General features: G+C 48.6%; 12 protein-coding genes. 6 read left to right on the forward strand and 6 right to left on the reverse strand.

What is annotated here, in order from left to right; genetic code table 11:
• Nucleotides 1–20: 20 nt before the first annotated feature.
• The 6 genes from IQ268_RS27460 to cysE all read right to left on the reverse strand — a co-directional run bounded on the left by IQ268_RS27460 (nt 21) and on the right by cysE (nt 3,456).
• The gene (locus IQ268_RS27460) at nt 21–287 is read right to left on the reverse strand and encodes a nitrogen fixation protein NifZ (protein ID WP_193885844.1); all 267 of its coding nucleotides are present in this window, start codon (nt 285–287) and stop codon (nt 21–23) included.
• Complete coding sequence (gene nifV, locus IQ268_RS27465) at nt 274–1,428, reverse strand: homocitrate synthase (protein WP_193885846.1); 1,155 nt, start codon at nt 1,426–1,428, stop codon at nt 274–276. The genes IQ268_RS27460 and nifV overlap by 14 nt, the downstream gene beginning before the upstream one ends.
• A gap of 177 nt (nt 1,429–1,605) precedes the next feature.
• Nucleotides 1,606–1,743, reverse strand: coding sequence for a hypothetical protein (locus IQ268_RS32490; RefSeq protein WP_228035781.1), 138 nt, complete (start codon nt 1,741–1,743; stop codon nt 1,606–1,608).
• A gap of 62 nt (nt 1,744–1,805) precedes the next feature.
• On the reverse strand, nt 1,806–2,360 hold the full coding sequence (locus IQ268_RS27470) for a Dps family protein (protein ID WP_193885848.1): 555 nt from the start codon (nt 2,358–2,360) through the stop codon (nt 1,806–1,808).
• A gap of 153 nt (nt 2,361–2,513) precedes the next feature.
• Nucleotides 2,514–2,783: an Asr1405/Asl0597 family protein gene (locus tag IQ268_RS27475; protein WP_193885850.1), complete on the reverse strand. Its 270-nt coding sequence runs from the start codon at nt 2,781–2,783 to the stop codon at nt 2,514–2,516.
• Nucleotides 2,767–3,456, reverse strand: a complete 690-nt coding sequence (cysE, locus tag IQ268_RS27480; protein WP_339383641.1) for a serine O-acetyltransferase — start codon at nt 3,454–3,456, stop codon at nt 2,767–2,769. Before cysE ends, IQ268_RS27475 begins: the two co-directional genes overlap by 17 nt.
• Before the next feature lie 1,121 nt (nt 3,457–4,577).
• Between cysE and nifB the strand changes: the two genes are divergently transcribed.
• The 6 genes from nifB to nifD all read left to right on the forward strand — a co-directional run bounded on the left by nifB (nt 4,578) and on the right by nifD (nt 11,289).
• Nucleotides 4,578–6,020, forward strand: a complete 1,443-nt coding sequence (nifB, locus tag IQ268_RS27485) for a nitrogenase cofactor biosynthesis protein NifB (protein WP_193885854.1) — start codon at nt 4,578–4,580, stop codon at nt 6,018–6,020.
• Between the two features lie 14 nt (nt 6,021–6,034).
• Nucleotides 6,035–6,427, forward strand: coding sequence for a 4Fe-4S binding protein (locus IQ268_RS27490; RefSeq protein ID WP_193885856.1), 393 nt, complete (start codon nt 6,035–6,037; stop codon nt 6,425–6,427).
• Complete coding sequence (nifS, locus tag IQ268_RS27495; RefSeq protein WP_193885858.1) at nt 6,424–7,623, forward strand: cysteine desulfurase NifS; 1,200 nt, start codon at nt 6,424–6,426, stop codon at nt 7,621–7,623. The genes IQ268_RS27490 and nifS overlap by 4 nt, the downstream gene beginning before the upstream one ends.
• Nucleotides 7,624–7,738: 115 nt before the next feature.
• The gene (nifU, locus tag IQ268_RS27500; RefSeq protein WP_193885860.1) at nt 7,739–8,629 is read left to right on the forward strand and encodes a Fe-S cluster assembly protein NifU; all 891 of its coding nucleotides are present in this window, start codon (nt 7,739–7,741) and stop codon (nt 8,627–8,629) included.
• Nucleotides 8,630–8,815: 186 nt separating this feature from the next.
• Complete coding sequence (nifH, locus tag IQ268_RS27505; protein WP_193885862.1) at nt 8,816–9,712, forward strand: nitrogenase iron protein; 897 nt, start codon at nt 8,816–8,818, stop codon at nt 9,710–9,712.
• A 92-nt stretch (nt 9,713–9,804) separates the two neighbouring features.
• Nucleotides 9,805–11,289, forward strand: a complete 1,485-nt coding sequence (gene nifD / locus IQ268_RS27510) for a nitrogenase molybdenum-iron protein alpha chain (RefSeq protein ID WP_193885863.1) — start codon at nt 9,805–9,807, stop codon at nt 11,287–11,289.
• Nucleotides 11,290–11,343: the final 54 nt, after the last annotated feature.

Below are 11,343 nucleotides of genomic sequence, written 5' to 3' on the forward strand. Positions count from 1 at the left end.
AGTTGATCTCAACTGAATTGTTAATGACAGGTATCAACGGGTTCTAATTCTTTACGACGGCAGCCAACGATAAACCCTGTTCCCAAGAAATGAACGGCGTAGATGTAGGACGATTGCAAAAATGTACCAATGCTGATTACATAACCAATTTCCCCTTTCTTCGCTAACGTTGCACCGATTTCCTGGCCTGGAAAGGTACCATCGTTGCGAATTAGTTTCCGCGTTTGTACTTTTTGTCCAATTTCAAAGGATGGTGGTAAATCTAGCTCTAACTCATCGGGCTGCATGGGCGATCTCCCTTGCTGGTGGAACTAAACTCAAGAGTTCATCGGGCGTGAGGCTGCGTTTAACTTGAACAGAGCGATCGCGAACAGCTTGTAACACTTCCTCAGTTTCATCTGAATTCAATGTCACTCCATATTGCTGCAATACCTCCTGTATTAAATGGCGACCAGAATGTTTGCCAACTACCAGGCGATGTTCCCAACCGACCTCAGCCGGATCAAAGGGTTGATAGGTAACCGGATTTTGCAAGACTCCGTGAGCATGAATCCCAGATTCATGCACAAAGGCGTTTGCACCAACGACCGCTTTCCAGGGAGGAACTGGACAGTTGGATGCTGTTGCCACGAGACGCGACAGTTCCAACAATCGTTTCGTGTCAATTCCCAATGAAATATCGTGAATCCGTTTGAGTGCCATTACCACCTCTTCTAATGCGGCATTGCCTGCGCGTTCACCCAGGCCATTCACCGTTGTGTTTACGGATAATGCTCCGGCCTGAAGTCCTGCTAGGGCGTTAGCGGTTGCCAGACCCAGATCATTGTGGGTGTGCATTTCTACAGGAATATGAAGTGTCCGAACCAATTGCTGCACCTTATGAAAAGTGGTTAAGGGGTCAAGGATGCCAACGGTATCACAGAAACGGAACCGAAAGGCTCCTAGACTCTGGGCAAAGGAGGCCACATCGAGTAAGAATAGGGTCTCTGCTCTGGAAGAATCCTCACCGCCCACGGCAACGGACAAACCATGATCGAGAGCAATATGAATCACCTCTCGCAATCGCTTCAGCATGACTCGCCATTGACCATGAAACTTGGCTGCAATCTGAATGTTAGAGACTGGAACAGAAATATGAATCCGCTTTAGCCCACAAGCCACTGACGCTTTGATATCAGACACATTGGCTCGATTCCAACCAATTAAGTCTGCATTTAAGCCCAAATCAACGATTGCCCGAATGGCTTCTGTTTCCTGGTGTCCCATTGCGGGAATACCAACTTCTAGTTCTTGTACTCCGATCGCGTCTAGAAATTTAGCGATCGCCACCTTTTCTTGTAGCGTAAAGGCAACGCCTGCCGCTTGTTCACCATCTCGGAGGGTTGTGTCATTGATTTGAATACGATGGGTTGTAGTAGAGTGATCCATAATTTTTCCTAATCATGCATAGGGTTGATGCAGACGTTCAGGTACAACACCGTGAATAGGAATGGCACTGAAACAATCCTCCAATCTACCTCCAGAAGGGGGAGCTAGTTCAGTACAATCTTGCTTGAGTCAGTGCCATTCAAACGCATAATCGACGTATCGCTACGTTGGTTGGTATTATCCGATGCGGTTAGCAGCCTCTACGTTAGGAGGTTCTGAGGGTTCCTCAATGTTTTGGAACATCCTGCTAAACGCGTACTCATAGATCAGGGTGTAGGTGAGAAAAAAGCTAAGGGTGATGATGGTGGTGAACATAATTTTCTTCCATTTACACTGGTAAGGTTCTGGCTCTGCCGTAACGTTGATCCCAATCACACTTAAGGTTCTGTAATTGAACCAAATGCGGGAGTCAAACTGTCTTCTGCTAAAAAGTGAGTTAGATGAAACGCTCGATCTTCTGTTTTTAGCAAAATTTGGTCATAGAGATAACGAGTGGCGCGATCGCCAATACTTTCTGCCTGTGCTGCTTGCCGTCGAATCAAATCAATGATGGCCTGCTCTGCTTGCAGGTCGTGTTCTACCATTTGGCGTGCGGTAAATATCCCGTCTAGTTCTGAAGTAAAGCAACAGAGTTCTGCCAGTTTGCCAAAGCTAGCCGCAGGTACGCCACCTAAGCCATTTAGGCGTTCTGCCAGGTCATGGCCGTGGTCTTTAACGGCTTCATATCCTTCCTGAAAAAACTCATGGAGCGAATAGAATTCAGCCCCTTCCACCACAAAGTGGTGTTTTTGGTATTGCAAGTAAAGAGCCTGGAAACTGGCAAAGACTAGATTTAAGCCTTCGCAAACAGGAATCGTGATGTCCTGAACTAATCCAATGGGGTTATCCCCCACCTGACCAAATTCTCGTACTGTTGCCTGTAGTTGTGTCATTCTGATTCTCCTTCATTCATCATTTTGCGAGCATTCATGAAACCAACCGTGAGAGGTTGCTTGAAACGTAAACGTTGTTTGCACCCTCAATTCCCAACCCTGGGAACTGCCAAGGGGAACTGTCGAGCCAGTTCTGTTTCAACTTTAAGTGGCTCAACAATTGTCTTTACACGACACTGGAGTAGACCAGCATCTCTCCAACCAATTCACTAATTCCTGGCGAGGTGCCGTGAACGGCTGAACAATGCTGCGAACTAAAATTAACTCAATGCCATGATGTACTTCTACTTGCAACGAACCATCTGCGGGGCAAGAACAAGAAATCATTAATTCTTGCAGACGATGATAAATCCGCCAGCGATCGCATTGTGGAATTGCAACAGCATATTCCATTGGCACAGTGGAACTAAGAGAGGGTTGCATGGGTGTGACTCCCGGAAAAAGCTAGGGTTTGTTTCAAGGTTTGTAATTGCTGTTCAAGCTGTTCGATTCGATCCACCAGAGTACGAATGGTGATCGCTTCTGGATCTAAAGAGTGTCCAGGTTCTAAAGAAAAATTCTCTGGGTTTACGCGACACAAGTTACGACCCGGTACACCCACCGCTGTGCAATGGGCGGGCACATCTCGTAGCACAATTGAACCTGCTCCAACGCGGGCATAGTTGTCGATGTGAATATTGCCGAGTACCTTTGCTCCCGCCCCAATGACGACATGATGCCCAACCGTAGGATGGCGCTTACCGCTCTCTTTACCTGTGCCGCCTAATGTCACCCCTTGATACATCAGGGTGTAATCGCCTACGATCGCTGTTTCACCAATGACAATACCCATGCCGTGATCAATCACAATCCCTTTTCCCAAAACGGCACCCGGATGAATTTCAATCCCGGTTAAAAAGCGTCCCAGATGGGAAACGAAGCGGGGAAAGAAAGGGACATGCCAACGATGCAACCAGTGGGCAAAACGATAGCAAACAATGGCGTGGAACCCAGGATAGCAACAAATCACCTCCAGCCAGTTACGAGCGGCTGGATCGCGCTCAAAGATCATCCGAATATCTTCAAACAGTGGGATAGTTTGAATGCATTTGAGCACAAATTGCCTTATAGAAGACTGTCTTTGAGCAGCAGCCGAAAACAAACCATCTGAATTCAACAGTACATATCTGAATGATGTCATAAAGGTTTGTTGAATGAGTGCTGCGTGCTGGGTTAGGAGGCGATCGCAGAGCTGTGACATTGCTGTTTGGGGTAGAAGGCGAGTCGTATCTTCTGTATATCAGGTACCTTCTAGCAGCCTTTTGGGATTCGCGAATTGAATTTATTAAAGTATTAGAGGTGTACTCAACGCCTAAAATACCGTTGCACCAAGGCTTCAAAGATCGCTTGAGGGTAGGGGTGCTGGTATTTTGACACCGGGGTACAAGTATTTATGGCAAAGGGGGCTTGCAATTTTACACTCAAGCTTAAAGCTAGTCATAGCAAGCAGTCAGGGGAATAATGAGGAGGATGGTTGAGCCTGAATCTGTACTCAACACTTCTTGATCCACCGCGATTAGGTTAATCAGGTAACCCACCCATTTAGCCATCGCACTTGCCACGACGGGTATTTTTCTATGGGGGTTGCTCTTCTGGCTTGCCGAATGCGCTTGTATTGTATTCTGTTACTAATGCTACCAATAGTTTGCTGGATCAATTATTAAATTTTCCAAAAAGTATACCGGATTGCAAAATAAAGTGTAAGAATGCTAGTTTAGATACAGAAACAGTTTAAAAAAGAATAAATTGGTCACTCAACTTGAGACTGGCTTAGGTTTGAGTACTTAAAAACAACCTTGAATAGACTGGTAAAATTTAGGCTGAAAGCCTTGCTGTGCGTGGGTTCTGCTTGAGTACAAAAAAGCAAGCCCCCTATTCCTATAAATACTCATTCCTATTTCTAAAAATACTCAACCCCCAACCCTAAAAAAAATTTAAATGCTGATTGCAATAGGAATACAACGGTTGAGTACATCCCTAATATTCCAATAATTTTGATCGACTTTAACACCATGATTTGGTTGAGGACGGCTGGTATAACCCTATTAACGCCAGTCACTCAGTCCTCCAACAGAGAAAACGAGTTTTAGTTAACTCTCATACGGAGTTTAGGTGAGTGGAGTGATGCAAATGCATCCCCACAGTGGCGGTTTGTTCACCTCATTCCCTTGAAAGTCGATGACACCACCACCCAACACTCTCCTTACTCCTGCTACAGAAAACGCGCAAGTCAAGGCAACAAATGGCTGTGGTTGCAGCAGCTCCAGCAGTGCAACCGATGGACTCGATGAAAAGATGCGAACACGGATTGAAAAGCATCCTTGTTACAGCGAAGAAGCCCATCATCATTACGCCCGGATGCATGTTGCCGTAGCACCTGCTTGCAACATCCAGTGTAACTACTGCAACCGTAAGTTTGACTGCGCTAACGAAAGTCGTCCGGGGGTAGTCAGTGAACTGCTCACACCGGAAGAAGCCGCTCACAAAGTTCTGGTGATTGCTGGCAAAATTCCGCAAATGACAGTGTTGGGCATTGCTGGCCCTGGTGATCCGTTGGCTAATCCAGAAAAAACCTTCCGCACCTTTGAATTGATTGCCGAACAGGCTCCCGACATTAAACTTTGCCTATCTACCAACGGGTTAATGTTGCCGGAGTATGTCGATCGGATCAAACAGCTCAATGTTGATCATGTCACTATCACCATCAACATGGTTGACCCAGAGATTGGTAGCCAAATTTATCCCTGGGTTCACTATCGGCGGAGACGGTATAAGGGCTTAGAAGCGGCCAGAATCTTGCACGAGCGGCAGATGGAAGGACTACAGGCATTGAAGGAAGCCGATATCCTGTGTAAAGTCAATTCTGTCATGATTCCGGGCATCAATGATCAGCATTTAGTAGAAGTGAACCGGGTGATTCGAGAGAAGGGCGCATTTCTGCACAACATCATGCCTCTGATTTCAGCCCCAGAACATGGCACCCACTTTGGGTTAACGGGTCAGCGGGGGCCAACTCCCAAGGAACTCAAAACCATTCAGGACAACTGCTCCGGCAATATGAAGATGATGCGCCACTGCCGTCAGTGCCGAGCCGATGCCGTGGGCTTGCTGGGTGAAGACCGCAGCCAGGAATTCACCAAAGACAAGTTTATGGAAATGGCTCCGCAATATGACCTGGAACTGCGGCAGGAAGTCCATTCTGGAATCGAGAAATTCAAAGAAGAAATCAAGCTGGCTAAAGCCAAAGTTAAGCCGAGCGAGCGTGTGAAGGACAGTCCCAAAATTCTGGTGGCAGTGGCAACCAAAGGCGGTGGGATTGTGAACCAGCACTTTGGTCACGCGAAGGAATTCCAAATCTTTGAAGTGGATGCCAACGAAGCCAAGTTTGTGGGGCACCGCAAGATTGACCAGTACTGCCAAAGTGGTTATGGCGAAGATGCCACGCTGGAGTACGTAATCCAGGCGATCGCTGACTGTAAAGCTGTACTGGTTTCGAAGGTGGGCGAATGCCCAAAAGCAGAATTGAGAGAAGCAGGCTTGCAAGTTGTTGAAGCCTACGACGTGATTGAGAAAGTGGCTAGAGAGTTTTACGACCAGTACCTACAAACACAACCATCTTAGCCAGGAGGTCGGCCATGACTTACTCCATTACCAATCAATGTATTGAGTGCGATCGCTGCTTATCTGCTTGTCCAACCGGGGCTATTCAAAAAACTGACCAGCGATATGAAATTGATCCCACGCGTTGTAATAACTGTGTTGGTCATTACGCCATTGCTCAATGCTGGTCTGCGTGTCCGACAAACCACGGCTGTATCCCTGGTATCACGACTGTCTTCAACTCCTCTATTGGTTTAACGGGTTCCCAAGACTATTGGGAACAGTGGTTCACCACTTATAACCGGATGATTTCACGACTGCATGGGGTAAAGCATTCTGAGTATTGGAATGATTGGTTCGATGGCTACGCTCAACGAATTTCAAACTTACTTCAAGCTGAACACCAGGCAATAGGGACAGAAGCGTGAACATTATCTATTTCGACAACAATGCAACGACGAAAGTGGACCCAGTAGTGCTGGAGGCAATGCTGCCTTACTTACAGGAGTATTACGGTAATCCGTCCTCAATGCACAGCTTTGGTGGACAGGTGGGCAAAGCCATTAAGTCAGCTCGCTTGCAGGTTGCCGCACTATTGGGAGCGGAAGAATCAGAAATCATCTTTACCAGTTGTGGCACCGAAGGAAACAATACGGCCATTCGCGCCGCTCTTGCAGCACAGCCCGATCGCAAGCACATTATTACAACCGAAGTTGAACATGCTTGCGTTCTAAACGTGTGTAAGCAACTGGAAAAGCAAGGCTATACCGTTACCTATTTATCAGTTGACCATCAAGGACAAATCGATTTAGCCGAGCTAGAAGCCGCGCTAACCGGAAACACAGCTCTGGTTTCCACCATGTATGCCAACAACGAAACGGGCGTAATTTTCCCAGTTGAAGAGGTTGGCGCACTGGCAAAAGCATACGGCGCAACGTGCCATGTGGATGCGGTGCAGGTGGTTGGAAAACTGCCGCTGAATCTCAAAACCAGCACCATTGATCTATTAACTCTATCCGGACACAAACTTCATGCCCCTAAAGGAGTGGGAGCACTGTATGTGCGGCGTGGGTTCCGCTTCCGTCCGTTCCTCTTAGGAGGACATCAGGAGCGGGGACGGAGAGCTGGCACAGAAAACGTAGCCGGTCTGATTGGTCTGGGTAAAGCCGCAGAACTGGCGCAGCAGCATTTAGACTGCGTGAATCAGGAAAAACAGTTGCGCGATCGCCTCGAACAAGGTCTACTATCCAGCATCCCTGATTGCCAGGTCAACGGGCATTCCACAAAACGCTTGCCTAATACCACAAATATTGGCTTCAAATATATCGAAGGAGAAGCCATTCTGTTCTCTCTCAATCAGTATGGGGTCTGTGCTTCCTCTGGTTCTGCCTGCACCTCTGGATCTCTAGAACCCTCCCACGTGTTGCGGGCGATGGGCTTACCCTACACCATTCTGCATGGTTCGATTCGGTTTAGCCTTTCCCGCTACAGCACCGACGCTGAAGTTGATCGCGTCCTCGAACTGATGCCCGGAATTGTCGATCGCCTCCGGGCACTCTCTCCCTTCAACAGCGATCAAGCGGATTGGCTACAAGACCGAGAAGAAGCGCTCGTGGTCAGGTAGGCGGTAGTGGGTCATTGGCCATTGCATCAGTCCACTATCCATTCACCCAACACCGTCACCCAACACTATCACCCAACACTGTCACTCATTACCCTATTACCCCTGAGTAACTACCATGTGGGAATACACCGAGAAAGTATTAGACCTCTTCTACAACCCCAAGAATCAAGGGGCGATCGCCGATGCGAATGAACCAGGAATTGCTGTTGTGTTTGGTGAAGTGGGTAGTATTGCCTGCGGAGATGCACTGCGACTTCATCTAAAGATTGACATTGCCTCCGACACAATCTTTGATGCTCGCTTTCAAACCTTTGGTTGTACCAGTGCGATCGCGTCTTCGTCTGCTCTGACTGAATTGATCAAAGGACTTACCTTAGATCAGGCGTTGAAGCTCACCAATAAGGAGATTGCAGATTATCTCGGCGGGCTGCCGGAAGCCAAAATGCACTGCTCTGTTATGGGACAAGAAGCTCTTGAAGCCGCAATTTACAACTATCGGGGAATTGAAATTGAACATCACGACGAAGATGAAGGTGCATTAATTTGTACATGTTTCGGCGTGAGCGAAAACAAGATTCGTCGAGTTGCGATCGAAAACAATTTGACAACAGCAGAGCAGGTGACCAGCTACGTCAAAGCCGGAGGCGGCTGTAGTTCTTGTTTGGCAGCGATTGAAGATGTTTTGATCACCGTGCAGCGAGAAACCGCCGCAACCTCTCAGCGATTAGCCACTGAGATTGCTGTTGCTCAAGAAACGGCTCCAACCACGCTGACAACCGTTCAAAAAGTGACGTTAATCCAGCGTGTGTTAGAGGAAGAGGTTCGTCCCGTTCTGCTGGCGGATGGTGGTGATGTGGAACTTTACGACGTGGAGGGCAATACGGTCAAAGTTCTGCTCAAAGGTGCATGTGGCTCTTGTTCATCCAGCACCGCCACCCTCAAGATTGCGATCGAAGCCCGACTACAGGAACGAGTTCTATCCACATTAGTGGTGGAGTCTGTGTAAGGAAGCAAGAACCACCGTTAAGTTTCTGCTCTCATCCCTTCACCTGAATATTGATCATGCCATTCCATCCACTGGCTGCGGTGGAGCGATCGCCCCCTTGAGCATCCTCTACCTCTTGGTTCAGTTTTCGGTTAGGTTCCAATTCCATTCACTGTAATTCATTTTTGATTCATAAGGAGTAGTTCGATGAGTGACGACAAAATCAGACAGATAGCCTTCTACGGCAAAGGTGGTATTGGTAAATCCACCACTTCGCAAAACACGATCGCCGGCATGGCTGAACTGGGTCAGCGCGTCATGATCGTCGGTTGTGACCCCAAAGCAGACTCCACTCGCTTGATGCTGCACAGCAAAGCGCAAACCACCATTCTGCACCTGGCAGCCGAGCGCGGTGCGGTTGAAGACCTGGAACTGGAAGAAGTGTTGTTGACGGGTTATCGTGATGTCCGTTGTGTGGAGTCGGGCGGCCCTGAACCCGGTGTCGGTTGCGCGGGACGAGGCATCATCACTGCCATCAACTTCCTGGAAGAAAATGGTGCCTATGAAGACCTCGATTTCGTTTCATACGACGTATTGGGCGACGTGGTTTGCGGTGGTTTTGCTATGCCCATCCGGGAAGGCAAGGCGCAAGAAATCTACATTGTCACCTCCGGTGAAATGATGGCAATGTATGCCGCCAACAACATCGCAAGGGGCGTTCTCAAGTATGCTCACTCTGGCGGTGTGCGTCTGGGTGGCTTGATCTGCAACAGCCGCAAGGTTGACCGAGAACTGGAACTAATCGAAACCCTGGCGAAGCGGCTCAATACTCAGATGATTCACTTTGTGCCCCGCGACAATATCGTTCAACACGCAGAACTGCGCCGGATGACGGTGATTGAGTACGCCCCCGATAGCAAGCAGGCTGAAGAGTATCGCGTCTTAGCCAACAAGATCATCAACAACGATAAGCTCACCATCCCAACCCCCATTTCAATGGATGAGCTGGAAGATTTATTGGTCGAATTTGGCATTCTAGGCGGCGAAGAAGAGTACGAAAAGGCCATCAAGGAAGGTACAAAAGCTCCCGCAGGCGTAGCCTAACCCAGACTCCAAGTATTGCAGGGTGACCATCGCCCACCTTGCAATACTCCCACCCTACTCCGCACTCCATCCTTTACCTAGAGAGGCAGATTATGACACCTCCTGAATCCGCAACGCTTGAAGACAATCCTGTCATTGCTACGAAAGAACTGATCAAAGACGTTCTCGAAGTCTACCCCGACAAGGCCAAGAAAAAGCGGGAAAAGCATCTCAACGTTTACGAAGAAGGCAAATCTGATTGCGGCGTCAAGTCCAACATCAAATCGGTTCCTGGCTCCATGACCACTCGCGGCTGTGCCTACGCCGGATCAAAAGGAGTGGTTTGGGGACCCATCAAGGACATGATTCACATTAGTCATGGGCCTGTGGGCTGTGGCTACTACTCCTGGTCGGGTCGCCGCAACTACTACATCGGCACAACGGGCGTTGACACCTTTGGCACGATGCAGTTTACTTCTGACTTTAAAGAACGAGATATTGTGTTTGGCGGTGACAAAAAACTGGCCAAGCTAATTACCGAATTAGATGGACTATTTCCGCTCAACCGGGGCGTTTCCATCCAGTCAGAGTGCCCAATTGGATTGATCGGGGATGACATTGAAGCTGTAGCCAAAAAGTCTGCGAAAGAGATTGGCAAAACTGTGGTTCCCGTCCGTTGCGAAGGCTTCCGGGGTGTTTCCCAATCCCTCGGACACCACATCGCTAATGATGCAGTTCGGGACTGGGTGTTCCCCCAATACGATAAGGAGAAGAAAGCCGGAAACGTTCCGGATGGCACCGAGTACGATGTTGCCATTATCGGCGACTACAACATCGGTGGAGATGCCTGGTCAAGCCGAATTCTGTTAGAAGAAATTGGCTTACGCGTTGTAGCTCAGTGGTCAGGGGATGGCACCCTGCACGAAATGATCAATACGCCTTCCGTGAAACTGAACCTGGTTCACTGCTATCGATCGATGAACTATATCTCCCGCCATATGGAAGAAACCTACGGGGTTCCTTGGCTGGAATACAACTTCTTCGGCCCAACGCAAATTGCCGAGTCACTGAGGACGATCGCCGCCCGCTTTGATGAAACCATTCAGGCAAATGCCGAAGCTGTGATCGCCAAGTATCAGGCACAAACCCAGGCAGTGATTGAAAAATACCGTCCTCGGTTAGAAGGCAAAACAGTTGCCCTGATGGTCGGTGGTCTGCGTCCCCGTCACGTTGTCCCTGCCTTCCACGATTTGGGCATGAAACTGATCGGTACAGGCTATGAATTTGGTCACAACGACGATTATAAGCGCACCACGCACTATGTCGAAAACGGCACATTGATTTACGATGACGTTTCCGCCTATGAGTTTGAGACGTTTATCAAAGAGCTGAAGCCTGACCTGGTAGCTTCTGGCATCAAAGAGAAGTATGTCTTCCAAAAAATGGCGCTACCTTTCCGCCAGATGCACTCCTGGGATTACTCCGGCCCTTACCACGGCTACGACGGGTTCGCCATCTTTGCCCGTGACATGGATCTGGCACTCAACAGTCCCACATGGAGCCTCATTGGTGCGCCGTGGAAAAAAGCTGAAGCGTAGAGGAGTCGGTGGGTAGGTAGGTCAAAACAAAGCTCATCTCACCCACCCACTCAC

It is taken from the genome of Oculatella sp. LEGE 06141 (assembly GCF_015207605.1).
GTDB lineage: Bacteria > Cyanobacteriota > Cyanobacteriia > Elainellales > Elainellaceae > Oculatella.